The 17,932-nt window shown below is 71.9% G+C and carries 18 protein-coding genes; 11 read left to right on the top strand and 7 right to left on the bottom strand.

Annotated elements, in window-relative coordinates; translation table 11 throughout:
- Positions 1 to 7 precede the first annotated feature (7 nt).
- The gene (locus tag H3C53_11900) at positions 8 to 400 is read right to left on the bottom strand and encodes a group III truncated hemoglobin (GenBank protein ID MBW7917368.1); all 393 of its coding nucleotides are present in this window, start codon (positions 398 to 400) and stop codon (positions 8 to 10) included.
- 175 nt (positions 401 to 575) lie between these two features.
- On the opposite strand from H3C53_11900, the gene H3C53_11895 reads away from it, so the two are divergent.
- The 4 genes from H3C53_11895 to H3C53_11880 are packed head-to-tail and all read left to right on the top strand — an operon-like array spanning position 576 to position 3,123.
- Positions 576 to 887: a hypothetical protein gene (locus H3C53_11895; GenBank protein MBW7917367.1), complete on the top strand. Its 312-nt coding sequence runs from the start codon at positions 576 to 578 to the stop codon at positions 885 to 887.
- On the top strand, positions 869 to 2,419 hold the full coding sequence (locus H3C53_11890) for an amidase (protein ID MBW7917366.1): 1,551 nt from the start codon (positions 869 to 871) through the stop codon (positions 2,417 to 2,419). Before H3C53_11895 ends, H3C53_11890 begins: the two co-directional genes overlap by 19 nt.
- Before the next feature lie 42 nt (positions 2,420 to 2,461).
- Positions 2,462 to 2,695, top strand: a complete 234-nt coding sequence (locus H3C53_11885) for a ribbon-helix-helix protein, CopG family (protein MBW7917365.1) — start codon at positions 2,462 to 2,464, stop codon at positions 2,693 to 2,695.
- Positions 2,696 to 2,697: 2 nt separating this feature from the next.
- Positions 2,698 to 3,123 carry a PIN domain-containing protein gene (locus tag H3C53_11880; GenBank protein MBW7917364.1) on the top strand — a complete coding sequence of 142 codons (426 nt, stop codon included), beginning with the start codon at positions 2,698 to 2,700 and terminating at the stop codon, positions 3,121 to 3,123.
- Positions 3,124 to 3,165: 42 nt separating this feature from the next.
- On the opposite strand, the gene H3C53_11875 is transcribed toward H3C53_11880, so the two are convergent.
- Together H3C53_11875 and H3C53_11870 are read right to left on the bottom strand one after the other, a co-directional pair.
- Positions 3,166 to 4,362 carry an RtcB family protein gene (locus tag H3C53_11875; GenBank protein MBW7917363.1) on the bottom strand — a complete coding sequence of 399 codons (1,197 nt, stop codon included), beginning with the start codon at positions 4,360 to 4,362 and terminating at the stop codon, positions 3,166 to 3,168.
- A gap of 186 nt (positions 4,363 to 4,548) precedes the next feature.
- On the bottom strand, positions 4,549 to 6,435 hold the full coding sequence (locus H3C53_11870; GenBank protein ID MBW7917362.1) for a S8 family peptidase: 1,887 nt from the start codon (positions 6,433 to 6,435) through the stop codon (positions 4,549 to 4,551).
- A gap of 346 nt (positions 6,436 to 6,781) precedes the next feature.
- Here H3C53_11870 and H3C53_11865 point away from each other — a divergent pair, with 346 nt between their 5' ends.
- Complete coding sequence (locus H3C53_11865) at positions 6,782 to 8,665, top strand: M12 family metallopeptidase (protein MBW7917361.1); 1,884 nt, start codon at positions 6,782 to 6,784, stop codon at positions 8,663 to 8,665.
- Here the strand turns inward: H3C53_11865 and H3C53_11860 are convergent.
- Entirely contained in the window at positions 8,622 to 8,873 is a 252-nt protein-coding gene (locus H3C53_11860) for a hypothetical protein (protein ID MBW7917360.1), read from the bottom strand. The genes H3C53_11865 and H3C53_11860 overlap by 44 nt on opposite strands.
- Positions 8,874 to 8,909: 36 nt before the next feature.
- On the opposite strand from H3C53_11860, the gene H3C53_11855 reads away from it, so the two are divergent.
- Together H3C53_11855 and H3C53_11850 are read left to right on the top strand one after the other, a co-directional pair.
- Entirely contained in the window at positions 8,910 to 10,106 is a 1,197-nt protein-coding gene (locus H3C53_11855) for an MFS transporter (protein MBW7917359.1), read from the top strand.
- A 246-nt stretch (positions 10,107 to 10,352) separates the two neighbouring features.
- A complete protein-coding gene (locus H3C53_11850; GenBank protein ID MBW7917358.1) occupies positions 10,353 to 11,648 on the top strand; it encodes a glycoside hydrolase family 5 protein in 1,296 nt (431 codons plus the stop codon).
- On the opposite strand, the gene H3C53_11845 is transcribed toward H3C53_11850, so the two are convergent.
- Positions 11,645 to 12,664 carry a nitroreductase family protein gene (locus tag H3C53_11845; protein ID MBW7917357.1) on the bottom strand — a complete coding sequence of 340 codons (1,020 nt, stop codon included), beginning with the start codon at positions 12,662 to 12,664 and terminating at the stop codon, positions 11,645 to 11,647. The two genes, H3C53_11850 and H3C53_11845, sit on opposite strands and share 4 nt — an antisense overlap.
- Positions 12,665 to 12,804: 140 nt before the next feature.
- Between H3C53_11845 and H3C53_11840 the strand changes: the two genes are divergently transcribed.
- Both H3C53_11840 and H3C53_11835 read left to right on the top strand, forming a co-directional pair.
- Positions 12,805 to 13,965 (top strand): DegT/DnrJ/EryC1/StrS family aminotransferase, encoded by a 1,161-nt coding sequence (locus H3C53_11840; protein ID MBW7917356.1) that lies wholly within the window; start codon positions 12,805 to 12,807, stop codon positions 13,963 to 13,965.
- A complete protein-coding gene (locus H3C53_11835; protein MBW7917355.1) occupies positions 13,962 to 14,438 on the top strand; it encodes a DinB family protein in 477 nt (158 codons plus the stop codon). The genes H3C53_11840 and H3C53_11835 overlap by 4 nt, the downstream gene beginning before the upstream one ends.
- Before the next feature lie 22 nt (positions 14,439 to 14,460).
- Here H3C53_11835 and H3C53_11830 read toward each other — a convergent pair whose 3' ends face one another.
- Together H3C53_11830 and H3C53_11825 are read right to left on the bottom strand one after the other, a co-directional pair.
- A complete protein-coding gene (locus H3C53_11830; GenBank protein MBW7917354.1) occupies positions 14,461 to 15,102 on the bottom strand; it encodes a DedA family protein in 642 nt (213 codons plus the stop codon).
- A gap of 27 nt (positions 15,103 to 15,129) precedes the next feature.
- Positions 15,130 to 16,149: a hypothetical protein gene (locus tag H3C53_11825; GenBank protein ID MBW7917353.1), complete on the bottom strand. Its 1,020-nt coding sequence runs from the start codon at positions 16,147 to 16,149 to the stop codon at positions 15,130 to 15,132.
- A gap of 173 nt (positions 16,150 to 16,322) precedes the next feature.
- On the opposite strand from H3C53_11825, the gene H3C53_11820 reads away from it, so the two are divergent.
- Both H3C53_11820 and H3C53_11815 read left to right on the top strand, forming a co-directional pair.
- Positions 16,323 to 17,009: a hypothetical protein gene (locus tag H3C53_11820; GenBank protein ID MBW7917352.1), complete on the top strand. Its 687-nt coding sequence runs from the start codon at positions 16,323 to 16,325 to the stop codon at positions 17,007 to 17,009.
- A 2-nt stretch (positions 17,010 to 17,011) separates the two neighbouring features.
- Complete coding sequence (locus H3C53_11815; protein ID MBW7917351.1) at positions 17,012 to 17,929, top strand: RNA polymerase sigma factor; 918 nt, start codon at positions 17,012 to 17,014, stop codon at positions 17,927 to 17,929.
- Positions 17,930 to 17,932 lie beyond the last annotated feature (3 nt).

Below are 17,932 nucleotides of genomic sequence, written 5' to 3'. Positions count from 1 at the left end.
CGGCCGCTCACTCACCGAACAACCCACCCTCGAACCGTCGAGCGAACTGCTCCGCCGCCCCCTGGATGACCTCCACGACCTCCGGCTCGTACACCCCGGCCAGCGTCTCCTCGAACAGAGCGAGCCAGTCAGCGAAGTGGCTTCTCTGCATTCCCGGCACCCCGAAGTGCGCGCCGAGAGGGAAGCCCTGGTAACGCCCGCTCCTGAGCAGGACGCTGGACCAGAAGTCCTTCATCTGGACGAGGTGCCTGTCCCAGCGGCCCTCGAGGCGCGGGTTGAAGACCGGCCCGAGGGTCGGGTGCCGCTGGACGCTGGCGTAGAAACGGTCGACCATGAGCGCTATGGCCTCCTCGGTGACGGCGGCGTGCAGTGTGACGGGGGAGGCGTTCGCTTGGCTCATCGCGGCAAGGTATCACTACGGTTCCGGGGTGGGCCCGAGCCCGAGAACCTAGAGGCCGCGCCGCCTAACGCGACTTCACGACGCGAGACCGGCTAGGCTGGGGCCAAGCATCACGGGAGGCCCCATGCTCAAGCCGCAACCCGCCACGCACGGCGTGGAGTTCGACCTGAAACGCATCGCCGAGGAACTACGCGAGTTGGACGCCTACGCCCGCGAGGGTCAGACGGCGCGGACCCTGACCCGCTCGGCCGACCTGCGCACCGTCTTGGTCGTGGTCGCTGCCGGCAAGTCGATCCCCATGCACGACGCCGATGTGTCGACGTCGGTGCAGACTCTGTCCGGTCACCTGCGGCTGCAGCTTCCCGACCGCACCGTGGACCTGCCCGAGGGCTGCCTCCTGGTCATGGCGCCCGGCCTCGCCCACGACGTGCGGGCGGAGGTGGACAGCGCGCTGCTTCTCACGCTGGGATGGCCGGAGCAGCGCTGAACCCCGGCGCCCAAGTCTACGAGCGCTCGCTGGCCCAGCTAGCCGCCGACATGGCTGGCGGTACCCTCACGGCCGAGGCCGCCGTCAGGGCGTACATGAGCCGCATAGCCGCCCTCGACCACGCCGGCCCGCGCCTTGGCTCGGTCATCGAGGTCGACCCGGACGCCGCCCGAACCGCGCGCCTGCTCGACGAGGAGCGCCTTGCCAACGGGCCGCGCGGGCCGCTCCACGGCGTGCCCGTGCTGCTGAAGGACAACATCGACACGGCCGACGGCACGCGCACGGCCGCGGGCTCGCTCGCGCTGGCCCACTCGGGGGCGCCGCGAGACAGCGGCGTGGCCGCGCGGCTGCGCGCGGCCGGCGCCGTCATCCTGGGCAAGGCCAACATGTCGGAGTGGGCCAACTTCCGCTCCACGCGTTCGACGTCCGGCTGGAGCGGCCGGGGCGGGCAGTGCCGGAACCCGTACGCCCTCGACCGCAGCCCGAGCGGTTCTTCGAGCGGGTCGGCGGCGGCCGTGGCGGCGAGCCTCTGCGCGGTGGCGGTGGGCACCGAGACGGACGGCTCCATCGTGAGCCCCGCCTCTCACTGCGGGGTGGTGGGCTTCAAGCCCACCGTGGGTCTCGTCTCGCGCGCGGGCATCATCCCCATCGCTCACAGCCAGGACACCGCGGGGCCCATGGGGCGCACCGTCCAGGACGTGGTGCTGCTCCTCGCTGCCATGCAGGGGCCCGACGAGTGCGACCCGGCCACCCTCGCAATCCCGGCGGATGGGCTCGTTGACCCTGCCGCGGTGCTTCGGCCCGGCGACCTGGAGGGCGCGCGCCTGGGTGTGGTGAGGAACCTCGTGACCTGCCACCCCGAGGTGGCGCGCCAGTTCGAGGCCGCGCTCTACGCGCTGCGGGCGGCCGGCGCCGAGGTGATCGACGGCCTCGCCATGCCGCGCTTGGGGGAGTGGCGCGCGGCCGAGACCGAGGTGCTCCTACATGAGTTCAAGCACGGTGTGAACGCCTACCTCGCCGGCCTGCCGCACGGCGGGCAACCCCGCGACCTGGCAGGGGTCATCGCGTTCAACTCGCGCGACGCCGAACGCTCGATGCCGTACTTCGGGCAGGAACTACTTATCCAGGCCGAGGCCAAGGGGCCGCTCACCGACCCGGCGTACCTGGAGGCGTTGGCCTTGGGCCGCCGGCTCTGCCGCGAGGAGGGCATCGACGCGCTCCTCGTGGAGCACCGCCTCGACGCCCTCGTGGCGCCGACCACGAACCCCGCCGAGCTCATCGACAACGTGCATGGCGACGGGAGGCGGTCCGGCGGCTCCGCCTCGGGCCCGGCCGCCGTGGCCGGCTACCCGCACGTGAGCGTGCCCGCCGGCCTGGTGCACGGCCTGCCGTGGGGGCTCTCCATCTTCGGCGCGGCCTGGACGGATACCAAGGTGCTGCGCTACGCGTACGCCTTCGAGCAGGCTGCCGGGGCGCGGCGCGCGCCGCGGCTGTTACCTAGCGTCGAATCGGAGCAAGCAAGAACGGCGTAAGCCGGTGATGCTCTTGGCGCATCAAGATGCTAAGGTGAGCGCATGCGGACGACCGTCGTGTTCGAGCCTGATACGGCCGCGGCCGTCGATGCCCTGAGGCGCGAGCGAGGGGTCGGCGTCTCCGAAGCCGTGAACGAACTGATACGCCGCGGGTTGCTGACCCAGGTGCCGGCGGAGGAGCGGTTCGAGCAGCGCACGTACCATCTGGGGCTGAAGATGGACGTCTCCAACGTTGCCGACGCCATCGAGGTCCTCGAGGGGCCTGCGGCGCGCTGAACGTGCTGGTAGACGCGAACATCCTCATCTACGCCGTCGATGCGTCGAGCCCGTACCACCCGAGAGCCAGGACATGGTTGCAGGATGCCCTCAACGGGCACCGCAGGGTGGGGATCCCGTGGCAGTCTTACTGGGCGTTCCTCAGGATCGCGACCAACCCACGCGCGTTCGTGAACCCACTCGCTCCTGCGGAAGCGTGGCGGTTGATCGAGGCGTGGTTGGACGCGCCCGCGACATGGCTTCCGGAGCCGGGACCCAGCCACCGAGTCATCCTCCACCGCCTGATCACCGACGCTGCCGTTCACGGCCCCCTGGTCAGTGACGCCGTCCTCGCCGCCCTGTGCATCGAGCATGGGCTCGCCATCGTCTCCAACGACTCCGATTTCGCGCGGTTCCGAGAGGTGAGGTGGGTCAACCCGCTCGCCTGACTACCGAGCCGAACCGGCGGTGAGGCGGCTCTAGCCCCGCACCTAACGCGGCCCGGCCGGATCCATGACCACCACCAGCGGCCGCAGCGTGTGCAGCACCTCGATGGTGTCGCCCTGTGCCGCTATCACGTCGCCCAGCCTGCGGTACACCTGCGGCGCCTCGTCGCGGCCGCCGCCACGCAGGATCACGCCCTTCTCCTCGACCCAGGCGCGCAGCATCTCCGCCGAGACGCTGCCGCGTGAGCGTTGGCCGCGCCGTCCGCGGCGTCTGCCCGCGGCCTCGGTGCGGCTCATGACGCGCCCGGCGCCGTGCACGGTGGAGAAGAGCGCGGCCTGCTGGTCCTCGCTGCCGGCGTGCGAACCCTGGAGGATGACGGAGTCGTCGCCCATGGAGCCGCCCACGAAGCCGCGTTGGCCGGGGAAGGCGGGGGTGGCGCCCTTGCGCACCACGATCAGCTCCTCGCCGAAGTGCTCCTCGCGCCAGGCGAAGTTGTGGTGGTTGTGCACCAGGTCGAGCTCGCGGCCGCCCATCAGCTCCACGACCTTGCGCGCCACCCACTCGCGGCCGGCGTAGGCGTACGTGCCCGCCAGGCTCATGAGCTCCCAGTACTGGCGGCCGAGCTCCGAGTTGAGGTCGAGGAGCGCCTCCACCTCGCGCGTGCGGTCGCCCCAGCGCTGCCCCTGCGCCAGCGCCATGAAGCCGCTCGCGATCGCGTGCCCGAGGCCGCGCGAGCCGAAGTGCACACCCACCCAGAGGCGCCCGAGCTCATCGCTGAAGACGTCTACGTAGTGGTTGCCGGAGCCTATGCTCCCGAGCTGCGCCCTGGCGCGGTCCCGCAGCTTGTCGCGGTGCTCGCGCGGCACGTGCTCCCAGGCGGGGGAACGGAACAGCGGGTGATCGGAGGGGGCGTCCGGGAGGAGGTTGGTGCCGCCGACCCCGAACGAGAGCAGGCCCGCGACGGCGTCGGCGAGCCCCGGCAGGTCCACGCCGCTATCGAGCGTGAGGTCTGTCAGGATGGCGGCGTTGCCGCAGGCGATGTCGAAACCCACGCCCACCACGCTCACCTGCTCGCGGTAGGCGGCCACGCCGCCGATGGGCATCACGTAACCGAGGTGCCCGTCGGCCATCAACGCCACGCGCACCGCGCGCGACGCCACGTCCCGCAACTGCGCCAGGGTGGCCTCGTCGTGCTCGCCGAACACCCTGCCGACGATGCCGTTAGTCCCCGCCGTCAGCATCCGACCCCACCACCCTTCCCTTCGCGGGGCCGCGTGCCGCAGGCGAGGGCCTCCGGTCCACCCGCGACGCCTCTGCTCAGTATCAGCCACGCGGCCCGCTCGACGAGTAGCGGCCCCCGACCCCGTCGAGTGCGACGAGGTCGGGGGCCGCCAGCCGCGCTCAGGCCCGGGGCGCGAAGCCGGCGCCTAGTGGTCGGCGCTCTCGCGCAGCAGCCGCGCGAGCTCCCCCGCGTAGGCGGCGTAGGCTCGCACGGTGGCATCGACCTCGCCCACGCCCCCGATCAGGCGCTCCATGCGCAGGTCGACGTCGGTCCGCGACATGCCCGCTGTCACGTTGACCACCCACGGGTACATGGCCACGTAGTCGCCCTCGTCGATGTCGAAGTTGCCGTTCTCGTCGGACCAGGCGATCACGAGCGACGGCCCCGGCTTCGAAGCGATGCGGTAGCTCGCCAGCACGCCGGAGCTGTCCTGCGAGCCCGTGACCACCAGCTCGCCGTCCGCGTCCTCCTGGACGGTCGCCACGATCATGGGGCCGTTCGGCTCGCCGGCGCCCGGGCCGGGGCCGGGGCCGGGCCCGGGGCCGGGCCCGGGGTCGGTCGGCTGCCCGACCTGGTTGAGGGCGGCGAACGCGTCGATCAGGCCCGCGCCGCAACCGTCGGAGCTGCCGCACTGCCCCACCGTGAGCGGGTGGGAGGTGGCGTAGAGGATGGACCGCACCTGCTGGAAGGTGAGGTTGGGGTCGAGGCTGACCATCAGCGAGACGACGCCCGCCACGTGCGGCGCGGCCATCGACGTGCCGTTCTTGAATGAGAAGTTCGGGGTGCCCGTCGCCTCGTCGAGGCTCAGGCTGAGAACCCCGTCGACGTAACCGTCGCCGTTGAGGTCGGCGCTCACGTCGCCGCCCGGCGCCATGACGTCCACGCGGGTGCCGTAGTTGGAGTAGGGCGCGCGCGCGTTCGCGAAGTCGGTGGCGCCGACCGTGAGCACGTTCGAGCAGCTCGCCGGGGTGTAGCCCCAGGCGTCGTCGTTCTCGTTGCCGGCCGCCACCACGACGATCGAGCCCAGGCTCGTCACCTCGTTGATCACGCTCTGCACCTCGGGTAGGCACTGCCCCTTGCCGCCCAGGCTCATGTTGATGACCTTGGCCGGCGTCGGGTTGCGCGGCACGCCGGGCACGTCGAACCCGGCCGCCCACAGGAGGCCCTGGTAGATGTCGGCGACCGTCCCGCCGCCCACGCCCAGCACCCGCACCGGCAGGATCCGGGCCTGCCAGTCGACGCCCGCGACGCCCCCGCCGTTGTTGCTGGCCGCGCCGATGGTCCCGGCCACGTGCGAGCCGTGGTAGGAGGACGAGCCGTCGGGCAGGTCCGCACCCGGGTCGAACGGATCCGAGTCGCGGCCGTCGCCGTCGTTCGACATGCGCACGTCGGAGATGAAGTCGTAGCCGGGCAGGATGTTCGAGCCGAAGTCTGGGTGGCGCAGGTTCGGGTTGCTCTGGGAGTAGAGGACGCCGGTGTCGATGACCGCCACGACCGTGCTCGTCGAACCCGTCGTGATGCCCCACGCCTGCGGCAGGTTGATGGCGGGGTAGTGCCACTGGTAGCCGTAGAACTCGTCGTTGGGGGTGACGGACCCCTGGAGGGGCTCCAGGCCAGCGTCCATGGCCGTCAGCAGGTAGTTGGGGTACGCGAGCTCGACGCCGGGCTGGGCCGAGAGCTCCTCGGCCAGCGCCAGGGTCTGCGCCGGGGTCAGGTCGTGGTTGGCGTAGAGGACGGGGGCCGAGTCGGGCAGCTGCGCCAACGTCCTCACCAGGTCGACGGAGCCGCTGGCGCCCTGTAGCGTCAGCGACTGCTGCGACAGCGGCACGCCGCCTGCGTACCTGACGATCAGCTCGCCCGCCACGAACGGCGTGTCGGCCCAGCTGGCCAGGACCTCGCTCGTCGAGTTGATGGACGACCGGAAGATGATCTGCCCGCCGACTTCGCCCGTCTGAGGCGCGCTCCCGCCCGACGAGCAGGCGGTCAGCGCGATGGGTACGAGGCCCAGTAGGGCCAGGAACCTCCAGTTCATGAGGTTCTCCTTCCTTGCGCACGGCCGCGTGGATGGGCGCCGGCGCCCGCGTGATGCGTTACCAGAGATGGTACCGGCGGGGCCTTAAATCTGCGTTAAGAGCGTGCGGCTCCAGGACGGCGACTCCACCCCGACGACCCCCCGACGACCCCGCTAACAACGCTTCGCACGTGCCCGAGTGGGGAGAACTACACTCCGTTCACACGCGGTTCGACGAACACTCGAGGGGAGGGTGGCGCGACCACGCGCTTCTCGAGCCCCTGGTCGTGAGCGCCCCGGCCTCGTGTTGCCGAGGAGAGCGCTCGATAAGTAGGACCGCCACCGCAACGGGGAGGTAAGTGACGCCATGAGAGCCCAACCGAAGCGGACCCACTTCGAGCCTGCGTCGTTCCTCGCGGTCGCCGCGGTCCTGCTCGTCCTGCTGATCACCTCGTGCGGCCCCGGCGGCTCCGGCGACTTGGGTCAACCCGAGCACGGCGAGCCGTGGGGCGCGGGTCACACCCTGGAGCACGTCCCCGGCGCGCAAGGCGAGGTCAAGTCGCTCACGCTGCCCGGCCCCGACGGCGCGCCGTTCACGCTCACCTACGAGGTGATAGGTGGGCTTGCCGTCTTCCAGGGCGACATGCTCCTGGGCACCGCCGAGGAACTCGCCGCCCTCGAGGACGCCGACGGCCTGGAGGTGCAGGGCACGCTCCTCTACCCGGGCATCTGCTGGACCTTCCTCGGCGCCACCATCCGCTGCGAGCACTACCGCTGGCCCGACGCCGTGGTGCCGTACGCGTTCGCGAACGACTGGGACGACCCCGGGCACGCCGGCGACGAGAACGCCATCATGCGCGCCGCCATCCGCGGCGCCATGGACGAGATCGAGCGCGTCAGCGCCATCCGGTTCGTGCCGCGGACGTCGCAGGACGACTACCTGCGCTTCCATAGCGGCGAGGGCTGCTCGTCCTTCATCGGTCGTCGCGGCGGGAAGCAGGACGTTGAACTCCACTTCGACTGCCGCAACACCTTCATCGTCGCCCACGAACTGCTTCACGCCCTGGGCTTCAACCACGAGCAGTCGCGCAAGGACCGCGACTCCCACGTGCGCATCGAGTGGGACAACATCAGGCCGGAGGAGAAGCACAACTTCGTCATCGCGGACCACTCGTTCGACGTCGGCCCGTACGATCACGAGTCCGTGATGCACTACGGCGACGAGGACTTCTGCCGCCGCGCGAACGGGCGCTGCGTGGGCAAGACCATCACCACCATCCCCGCCGGCATCCCCATCGGGCAACTCACCAAGCTGAGTGACGGCGACATCATGGCCCTGAACCTCGCCTACCGCGGCGAACCGCCGACCGTCAGCATCACCTCGCCGGTGGCGGGAGCCGAGTTCCCGCGGGGCTACGGCGGCGTCTACGCCCAGGCCTACGTGTACGACCCCGAGGGGAAGCCGGTCAGCCTCACGTGGTCGAGCGACGTCTCCGGGGTGGTCGCCACGGGGAACATGGTCGTGATCGACGCGCGCAGGCTCGCCTACGGGCCACACGTCCTCACCGCTCAGGCGGTCGACCAGCAGGGGAACGTGGCCAGGGCGACGGTCAACATGGTGGTGACCAACGAGCCGCCGTCCGTCGAGATCCTGCGCCCGGCGCCGGGCACGTTCTGCGCGAACGAACCCGTCGAGTTCCAGGCCAGGGCCGTCGACAGGAACGAGGTCGGTTACGTCCTGCCGGGCAGCGCAATCAGTTGGCGCGTGGCGGGCGGCGCCACGTTCGCGACCGGCGGGACCGTGTCGAGGTCGTTCGCCGCCACCGGCCCCGCCGAGGTCGTAGCGCGCGCCACGGACGAGCGGGGCGCCTTCGCCGAGGCGAGCGTGACGGTCGACGTCAGCCCCTGCACCGACCTGCCGCCGACGGTTAGCATCTCCGCGCCCTCAGACAACAGCATGCTCGTCTACGACGGGTTCGACGAGACCAGGGGGCTCTGGTACAAGGACCTGAACCTGGCGGGTTCGGCGAGCGATCCGGAGGACGGCGGGCTCGGCGGCGCCGCGCTGGTCTGGACGACGGACCAGACGGGCCTGCAGGACGCGCTCCTCGGCACGGGCACCTCAGTGTCGGCGCGCCTCTACGGCGACCAGTGCGGCGGCGTCCTGCACACCATCAGGCTCACCGCCACCGACTCGAACGGCAACGTCAGGTCGGATCAGGTGCGGGTGTCGGTGTACACGGTCTGCTAGGGGCAGGGGGGCGAGCGGCAGCGCTTCGCAAGCCGCCGTCGCGTGCGGCGTCGTTGAGGTGGCTCAGGGTGCCGCCGTTGCCCTCCAGCCCGACGAGGCCCGTGACCGCGTCGCCCGGCACGGCCTTCATCAGCGCGAAGACCACCACCATCACGCCGAACAGCGCAGGCACCGCGAAAAGCACCTGACGCAGCAGGTAGGAGAGCATGAGGGAGATTACCGCAACGGTTATCATCTGCCTCCTATGACCATGACGTCCAGGGCCCAGGCCGGCGCGCTCTTCGGTGGGGTGACGGTGCTGGTGGCGGGCCTGGCGATGCGGGCGCCGATCATCAGCGTGGCGCCGATCCTCACGAAGATCCAGGAGGCGTACGGGCTAGGCAGCGTGGCCGCGAGCCTCCTGACCAGCCTGCCGGTGCTGTGCTTCGGCGCCCTGGCGTTCGTGGCGCCCTGGCTGGGGCGGCGCTTCGGCATGGAGCGCGCCATCGTGTTCATGCTCGGGTTGATCACGGCGGGGATGCTCGTGAGGGCAGTGTGGGGCCCGTTCGGGCTGTTCCTAGGAACGGTGCTGCTGGGCTCGGGGATCGCCGTGAACAACGTGCTCATGCCCGCGGCCATCAAGCGTCACTGGACTCACGCCGTCGGGCCGCTCATGAGCACGTGGTCGGTGTCGATGGCGGTGGGCCCGACGCTGGCGGCACTGTTGACCGTGCCGCTCTACCAAGCACTACACAGCGACGTGCACCTCGCGCTCGTCGTCTGGGTCGTCTTGCCCGTGGCCGGTCTCGTGCTGTTCCAGGCGTTGCGGAGCCGCCTGCCGGCGGCTGACGGTGGCGGGCCCACTCCGGCAGCGGCGCGCGGCGGCCTGTGGCGCGAACCGCTGGCCTGGCAGGTTTCGGGCTTCCTGGGGTTGCAGTCGCTCCTCTTCTACTCTTTCACCGGTTGGTTGCCGACGATCCTGGCAGAGGGCGGGCTGTCCGACATCGAGGCCGGCCTGGGCTTCTCGGTCTTCACCATCTTCAACATCGTCAGTTCGCTCGTCTACCCGATGATCGCGGTGAGGTCGCGCCGGCAGGGCGGTCTCGCGGCGGCTTCCGGCAGCATGTGGTTGCTCGGCATAGGCGGGCTGCTGCTGGCGCCCGTCTCGACCGCCTACGTGTGGGCCGGCCTCGCGGGGTTGGGTAGCGGCGCCTCGTTCTCGCTGGCGCTGACGCTGCTGGTGCTGCGCACGCGCGACGCGGCCACGGCCGCGCGGCTCTCCGGGATGGCGCAGGCGGTGGGTTACACGCTGGCCGCGACCGGCCCGCTGATGATGGGCTGGGCGTTCGAGGCGAGCGGCGGCTGGACGGTGCCGCTCGTGGTGCTGCTGGCGGTGGTTCCCTTCATGACAGCCGCGGGGATCGCCAGCGGCCGCCCCGTGGAGATCGGTCCGGCTAGCTGACGGGCTGACGCGGCCACGGCCCGACCGTGGAGTACTGCATCTAGGCCGCGAACCGGTGACCGGCGGACCCGTTCGCCGCTACACTCGGCCATGGCGCGAAAGGCCCCAACCGGCTTCCGGGAGCGGCTCCCGGCTTGGCTGCTCGTCCTGGTCTCGCTGCAGCCCCTGCTCGGGTGCGCGGCTCAGTCGCCCGGGGCGCAGCCACCCACGCCGGACCCGCCGGCCGCGCGCCCGCTAGGGCGAGGGATGAACTTCGGCAACGCTCTGGAGGCACCGAACGAGGGCGACTGGGGCGTCACGCTGCGCGAGGAGTTCGCGGAGGCCGTCGCCGGGGCGGGCTTCGCCACCGTGCGGCTGCCCGTCAAGTGGTCGGCCCACGCCGCCGCCACCGCGCCCTACGCGCTCGACCCCGCCTTCCTCGCCCGCGTCGACGAGGTGAGCGGGTGGCTACTGGACCGCGGCCTGAACGTGATCCTCGACTTCCACCACTACGACGAGCTGTTCGTCGACCCGCAAGCGCACACCGAGCGCTGGCTCGCCATCTGGCGCCAGCTGGCGGAGCACTACCAGAACGCGCCCGACCCGCTCCTGTTCGAGCTCCTCAACGAACCGAACGGCGCCCTCGATGCGGCCACCTGGAACGACCTCGCGGCTCGCGGCCTCGCCGCCGTGCGCGAGAGCAACCCCACGCGCCGCGTGGTGATCGGTCCCGCCAACTACAACGCCATCGGCTCTCTCGCCGACCTGAGCTGGCCGGATGACGCCAACCTGGTCGTCACCGTGCACTTCTATCACCCGTTCGCGTTCACCCACCAGGGCGCGGAGTGGGCCACGCCCGTGCCGCCCGTTGGCGTCCCGTGGACGGGCGAACGCCTCGGGCCGCGCGCGGGCTTCGCGGACTGGTCGTGGGGCACCGAGCGCGGCTACGACCGCCAACTGACCCTCACGTTCACGGGCGGTTGGACGGGCTACTACCTGCACGCAGACCAGCCCGTAGGAGGCTTCGACCGGCTCGCGCTCGCCACGTCGCGCGCCGTCGAACTGCTCGTCTCCTGCTCCGACGGGGAATCCTCGGTCGCGGTCACCACCCGCGCCGGCGAGGTGGAGGAGGTCCCGTTCCCCGCCTGCGGGGCCACTGGCGGAGCGACCACGGGCGTGGTGATCCAGAACGGCACGCCCGACGCGCAACCTCCGTTCGTCCTCGAGACGCTCGAGCTGCGCGGCGCGGGCGGCGCCCTGCCGCTGCTCGTGTCGGAAGCGGAGGCCGTCGGGGCGTGGCTCGACATCGTGGCCGCCTGGGCGGAGGCGCACGGTGGCCCGCCCGTCCTGATCGGCGAGTTCGGCGCCAACCGCAAGGCCGACATGGCGTCGCGCGTCCGCTGGACCCGCGCCGTGCGCGAGGCGGCCGAGGCCCGCGGCTTCGCGTGGGCCTACTGGGAACTGGCGGCCGAGTTCGCAGCCTACGACGCGGCCAGGGGCGCGTGGCACGAGGAGTTGCTCGACGCGCTCACGGGCCCGCCCCACGCGGAGCCGCCACCCTAGGCGCCATCGCCGCTCGCCGCCCGGAAGTCGACCAGCACGTCCGCCACGCCCAGCCGGCGGTGCGCCTTCGGCGCCTCCCTCGCCAAGCCGTAGAAGAGCAGCGCCACCAGGCGCGTGTCCGCCGGCGGCCCGGCGTACCCGAGGAGCGGCCAGAACCCCTCGTGCGCCTGCACGGCCGCCGTCGACCACTTGGTGGCTATCCCCTTCGACCAGAGGTGCAGGCACATGTTCTGCACGGCACAAGCGGTGGCGGCGTAGTCCTCCAGGCGCGTCGTCTCGTCTGCGTCCGCGGCGCTGGTGCAGGTGACTACCACCACGCCTGGCGCCGCCTCCCAGGCGCGGCGCTTCACGGCCGCACGCTCCGGGCTAGAGCCGGTGCGCTCGAGCTGCTCGCCCCACAGCTCCGCCAGACGCTTCAGGCGCGGCTCGTCGAGGAGGTGGAAGCGCCACGGTTCCGTGCGCCGGTGGTTCGGTGCCCAGCGCGCCGACTCCACGGCCCGCACCACCTCCTCGTGGTCGAGCTCCGGCCCGCCCGCGAGCAACCCCTGCGGGACACTGCGGCGGCTCCGGATGACGCCTACGACCCCCTCTACCTTCTCGGCCTCCATGAGCTCCACGCCGAGCGGCCCCGGGTTGTAAGCCACCTCCCACGCGAAGCCGTTCGGGCAGGTGAAGTAGCCCGAGTGACCGCCCCAGTCGCGGGTGGTGGCGGGCATGAGGATGGTGGCGCCGGCAGCCTTCGCCGTGGCGAGCACCTCGTTCACTAGTGCCGGCGTCGGCACGTTGTAGGCCAACGTCACGGGCGCCACGCCGGAGCGGGCCAGCGGCCCGCCCACCTCCGCCTCGAACTCGTCGGCGCGCCAGAAGGAGAGGACGAGCGTGGGGGAGAGCCGCACGAACAGGATCTCGCCTGGCACCTCGAACGCCGGCGGCCAACCCAGGCCGTCCACGTAGAAGGCGCGGGCGGCGGTCACGTCGCGCACCGCCAGCGTGATGAAGTTGAGCTTGGGCGTCACCGGCCGATTCTAGCTCGCGCGCCCGGGACCATCCGGCGCGCGCCAGGCGGCGGGCGCGCCGTTGGCGCGTATCATGGTCTCGCATGCCGTCACGCCACCCGGTCGCGCCGTCCGCCCCCGCCCGAACCGACCCGCGACCGTTGAGACCGGACCTCTGGCTCCTCGACCCGGCGACCACTCACCTCAACCACGGCTCGTACGGGGCCGTGCCCCGCCCCGTGCTCGACGCGCAGCGCCGGGCGGCGGAGGCCATCGAGCGCAGCCCGGAGCGCTTCTACCGGACCGACCTCGAGCCGGCCATCGACGCGGTGCGGCGCCGCGCCGCCGAGTTCCTCGGCGTGGACCAAGGCGGCCTCGTGCTCGTGCAGAACGCCACCGAGGCGGTGCAGGTGGCGCTGAACGGCGTGCGGCTCGCGCCCGGCGCGGAGGTGGTCTACACGGACCACGCCTACCCCTGGGTGAAGGCCGCGGTGGCGCGCGCCTGCGCCGAGCGCGGCGCCGTGCCGCGCTGCGTGGAGCTGCCCGACCCGGCGGGCCTCACGAGCGCGGAGTTCACGACCGCGCTCCTAGCGGCGCTCGCTGGGGCGCTCACCGAGCGCTCCGCCCTGCTGGTGATCGACCAGATCACGTCGGCGTCGGCGCTCAAGCTGCCGGTCGAGGCCGTCTGCGCCGAGTTCGGCGGCGCCGTGCCGGTGCTCGTCGACGGCGCCCACGCCCCGGGCCTGCTCGACGCTCCGGTGCCCGCCGGGGCGGCCTTCTGGTACGGCAACCTGCACAAGTGGGCGTTCGCGGCGCGGACCGCCGCCGCGCTCGTGGTCGCGCCCGAGTGGCGCGACCGGGTGCAACCGCTCGTCGCCAGCGCCGGCGCGGCCCGCGGCTACCCCGGCTCGTTCAGCTACCTGGGCACGCAGGACCCCACCGCGTACCTCGCCCTGCCGGCGGCGCTCGACTTCCCGAGCGAGCATCTCGGCCTGACCTTCGCGGCGCTCGCGCGGCGCAACGCCGACGTGCTCGCGCTCGGCCTGGCGCGGCTGGCGGACCGGCTCGGGCTGCGCCCGCCGCCCGCTACCGACCTGCCGCTCGCCACCGTTCCGTTGGGGTGGGACGGCGGCGACGCCGAGGCGTGGGAGTTGGGCGACCGTCTGCGCGAGCGCGGGGTCGAGGTGGCCGCAGTGACGATGGGTGGCCGCCTGCACCTGCGCCTCTCCGTGCAGGCGTACGTGGGACTGGAAGCGTTCGACGTCCTCGCCACCGAGCTGGCGCGCCTCGCGCCCCGGGACCGGGCATCACGGCGCCCGTGAGCGTGCTGCAACGCCTGATCGGCCTGGCGCTGCGCCAGCTCGTGCGCCGCAAGGCGCAGGGCCTGAGCCTGGAGGCGGTCGTCGCCAGCCTGGAGGAGTACGGCACCAACCTCGACGCGCGCATCGCGCACGCGCCCGACACGCCGGCCAACCGCGAGGTGGTGAACCACTGGGTGGGCATCGAGCGCTGGAGCCTGCGGCGCGTGCGCGTCGCGCGGGGCGAGCCGCTCGTCCTCGACGGCTACCGCGCCTACCGCGAGCCCGAAGGCGCCACGCTGCCGGAGCTGAACGGGGCCATGCGCGCCGCGCGCGAGGCCACGCTCGCCCTCGCCCGCGACCTGCAGCGCACCGGGTTCGACCACGGCCTGACGATCCCCCACAACCACCTCGGGCCGCTGACGGTGGTCGAGTGGTTCGTCTACATCGACCAGCACACGCGCCGCGAGGCGATCCGCTTGCGAGGGAAGGCCTGAAGGGTCGACGCGGCGGCCCGCGCTACACCCCGCGCCGGCGTTGGGCGTGCACGCTGCGCCGCCACGCGACCCACGCGATCACCGAGGCCGCGGCGGCGACCCACAGGTAGACCTCGAAGCGGTCGACGGTCCGGAGCACGACCGACCAGCGCTCGCCCAACGCCCAGCCGGCCAGCAGCAGCGCCGCGTTCCACGCCACCGTCCCCAGCAGCGTGTAGGTGGCGAAGCGACCGAACGGCATGGCCGCCACCCCCGCGGGCAGCGATATCAGGCTGCGGAGGCCCGGCACGAAGCGACCCCAGAAGACCACCACCGCGTCGTGCTTCTGGAAGAAGGCGAGCGCCTCGTCGTAATCGGCCTCCTGAAGGAGCACGTAGCGCCCGAACCTCGCGATGAAGGCGCGCACCTTGGCGTCACCCAGCCGCCGACCCAACCAGTAGAAGGCGGTGGTGCCGAGGAACCCCCCGAACGTGGTGGCCAGGAGCACGAGCGGCAGCGACAGGCGCCCCTCGGCCACGAGGAAGCCGGCGAACGGCAGGACGAACTCGGACGGCAGTGGAGGCACGAGGTTCTCGAGCAGGGAGAGCATGGCCAGACCGCCGTAGCCCAGGCGCTCGACCACCGCGAGCATGAGTTCCTTGAGGGCGTCCAAGAAGGCGGTCACGCCCGTAAGGTATCCCGCCGGGTCCCCTCAGCGGGTCGCAGCGGCGAGGTAGGCGAGGACGGCCTTGCCCTTGGGCGTGACGCCCCCGTGACCGGGCCGCAGCGTCGCCAGCGGCGTGTTGCCGTAAAGGACCTGATCGAGCAGCAGGTCGCCGGGCCGGAGGTGCAAGGCGATGCGCCGGTAATGCTCCACCGTTGCCGCGCCAAGCGCGGCGGGGGTGGTGACGGAGCGGTCCAACACGCCCGCCTCCGTGACCGCGATCGGCGTTCCGGCGGGCAGCAGCGCCCTCAGGCGGTCCAGTTGGTCGTAATCGAAGGCCGCGCCCTCGCGGGCGTAGAGGTGCACGGTGGCGCCGAGGCGCACGCCACCGAAGCCGCCCGCGAGCGCCGCCGCGACCGTCTCGTTCCATCGGTCGCGGTAGGCGGCGTCAGCTCCGCCGGTGGGCGCGAAGATGAGGTAGACGGGCAGCCCGAGGTCGGCCACGGCCGGGACGAAGGTCGGCAGGATGTCGTGCACGTAGTCCCCCGCGCTCACCGCTCGCGTGACCTCGGGGAACGAGGTGTCGCCGCGGCGGAACTTGGGCAGGTAGTACTCGTTCATCATCTCTATGAACGAGAAGCGCCCGCCGGCGTCGAGCCAGCGCTGGATGTTGGCGCGCTGCGAACTCGGCGTGTCGTTGCCGTTCACGACGTACACGAGGTCGAACCCGTGCTTCGCCTGCAAGCCTGTCCACGCCCGGATCTGCTCGTCGCTCCAGTCGCCTGGCAGGTCGGTCTGCGAACGCGTGCCGCCGGTGACCCTGATGGTCAGCGCGCTGCGAGTCTCCGGCGCCAGGCGCTCCAGCATGGCGTCCGCGTAGGAGACCTGCCGGGGCGTGTCCAGCGAACCGCGCGCGTTGAAGCCGAACCCCACCGCCGCCTGCGCCGCCACCCAGCCGCAGCACAGGAACGCCAGCAGGCACGCGGCGTAGGCCGCCCGTGCCCACCCCGGCGGGCGCGGCGGCGCACCTACGGCGCCCGCCGTGAGCTTGGTGCGTGCGCGTCTCATCCTCGGAGACTACCCCGGAGGTCCGCTCGCGGCGTCGGAGGGATCCCGACACCACGAGCCGGGAACGCCGGGCGCCCGACCTGCATCTAAAGGGATAGAGCGAGCGGGAACGGGGCATGAGGCCCCGGACCGGGACCTCGCTCGGACCTGACCCACCAACCTTGGAGGTTGTGATGCTAGACCAGACCCCCCGCAAGCAGTCCACCGCCCGTTCCCTCCGCGCCGTCGCCGCCGCGGCCGCCATCTTCCTGGCCGCGGGCTCCTCGGCGGCGTTCGCCCAGCATGGCGCGCACGCAGCGAGCGGCCGCATCGTCGGCAGCGCAAGCGCCCTTGCCCTCAACAACGCCATGCGCGAACTGTGGGCCCAGCACATGGAGTGGACCTACGCGGCGGTCACGGCCTTCGCCACGGAGTCGCCCTCTTTCGAGGCCACGGCCGCGCGGCTGATGAGCAACCAGGCCGACATAGGCAACGCCATCAAGCCGTTCTACGGCGAGGCGGCCGGCGACGCGCTCACCGCGCTCCTGCAGGCTCACATCGCCGCCGCCGTCGACGTCGTCAGCGCCGCCAAGAGCGGCGACGGCGCCAAGACCGACGCCGCCATCGCCGCGGCCTACGCGAACGCACAGGAGATCGCCGACTTCCTGGCGGGCGCCAACTCCCACTGGCCGCAGGCGACCGTGCGCGACATGCTCAAGGGCCACATCGACACCACGCTCGTCTACGCCACCGCGCTGCTGCAGGGCGACTTCGCCGAGGGCATCGAGGAGTACGGCAAGGCCGAGGCGCACATGATGATGCTCGCCGACGCCCTCACCGACGGCCTCATCGCCGCCTTCCCGGAGAGGTTCGTCGACTGACGATGGTGGCCGCGTCGCGTCGACGCGACCACGACGGCCGCCGCACCGACCGGGCGGCGACCGAGCCGGCCCCCGCACCGCCACGCCGTCGCGGTGCGGGGGCGGCCGACCGCTCGCCGCCTGACCTCGGACGACCCCGCCCCTCTCTCACCCCGGGTAGACTCGGCCACCGCCTTGCTCGCACCGGACCCCGAAGGGAGCGGCCCACCATCGTCAGTCACACCGAGAGCACGACCGCGCCACCGATCGTCGACGAGAGCGAGGCCGCGCTCGTGGCCGCAGCCGCCGTCGGCGACGAGGCCGCCTTCGAGGCGATAATGCGGCGCTACAACCAGCTGCTGTTCCGCACGGCACGGAGCATCCTCAGGAGCGACGCCGAGGCCGAGGACGCCGTGCAAGACGCGTACCTGCGCGCCTGGCGTGGTCTCGGTTCGTTCCGGTCCGAGAGCAAGCTCTCGACCTGGCTCGTGCGCATCGTCACGAACGAAGCGCTCGGCCGCCTGCGCCGCTCCAAGGTGCGGACGGTCCCCCTGGAAGAAGCCATGACCTCGCCCGATCCGAAGATGCAGGCCGCGCTCGCCGACGAGCACGACAACGGTCCCGAACAGGCGGCGCTTCGCGCGCAGGTGCGAGGCATTATCGAGGAGCGCATCGACAAGCTGCCTACGCCCTACCGCACGGTGTTCGTGCTCAGGGCGGTGGAGGAGATGAGCTCCGCCGACGTGGCGCAAGCGCTCGACATCCCCGAGGCCACGGTACGCACCCGCTTCTTCCGCGCCCGTAACCTCCTGCGCGACGCGCTCGCCGGCAAGGTGGACGCCGACCTGAGCGGCGCCTTCTCGTTCGACGGGCCGCGCTGCGACCGCATCGTCGAGAACGTGCTGCGCTTGGGCCGCGAGGCCGGGCTCGGCAAGGGCTGACCC

The organism is Trueperaceae bacterium, from assembly GCA_019454765.1.
GTDB lineage: Bacteria > Deinococcota > Deinococci > Deinococcales > Trueperaceae > JAAYYF01.
This window is presented reverse-complemented; position numbering and strand designations above follow the sequence as displayed.

Bases quoted from the DNA above. Each gene is read 5' to 3' on its own strand.
- H3C53_11900 (MBW7917368.1), bottom strand. From the start codon at position 400: ATGAGCCAAGCGAACGCCTCCCCCGTCACACTGCACGCCGCCGTCACC.
- H3C53_11890 (MBW7917366.1), top strand. From the start codon at position 869: ATGGCCGGAGCAGCGCTGAACCCCGGCGCCCAAGTCTACGAGCGCTCG.
- H3C53_11885 (MBW7917365.1), top strand. From the start codon at position 2,462: ATGCGGACGACCGTCGTGTTCGAGCCTGATACGGCCGCGGCCGTCGAT.
- H3C53_11875 (MBW7917363.1), bottom strand. From the start codon at position 4,362: ATGCTGACGGCGGGGACTAACGGCATCGTCGGCAGGGTGTTCGGCGAG.
- H3C53_11870 (MBW7917362.1), bottom strand. From the start codon at position 6,435: ATGAACTGGAGGTTCCTGGCCCTACTGGGCCTCGTACCCATCGCGCTG.
- H3C53_11865 (MBW7917361.1), top strand. From the start codon at position 6,782: ATGAGAGCCCAACCGAAGCGGACCCACTTCGAGCCTGCGTCGTTCCTC.
- H3C53_11860 (MBW7917360.1), bottom strand. From the start codon at position 8,873: ATGCTCTCCTACCTGCTGCGTCAGGTGCTTTTCGCGGTGCCTGCGCTG.
- H3C53_11855 (MBW7917359.1), top strand. From the start codon at position 8,910: ATGACCATGACGTCCAGGGCCCAGGCCGGCGCGCTCTTCGGTGGGGTG.
- H3C53_11850 (MBW7917358.1), top strand. From the start codon at position 10,353: ATGAACTTCGGCAACGCTCTGGAGGCACCGAACGAGGGCGACTGGGGC.
- H3C53_11825 (MBW7917353.1), bottom strand. From the start codon at position 16,149: ATGAGACGCGCACGCACCAAGCTCACGGCGGGCGCCGTAGGTGCGCCG.
- H3C53_11820 (MBW7917352.1), top strand. From the start codon at position 16,323: ATGCTAGACCAGACCCCCCGCAAGCAGTCCACCGCCCGTTCCCTCCGC.
- H3C53_11815 (MBW7917351.1), top strand. From the start codon at position 17,012: ATGGTGGCCGCGTCGCGTCGACGCGACCACGACGGCCGCCGCACCGAC.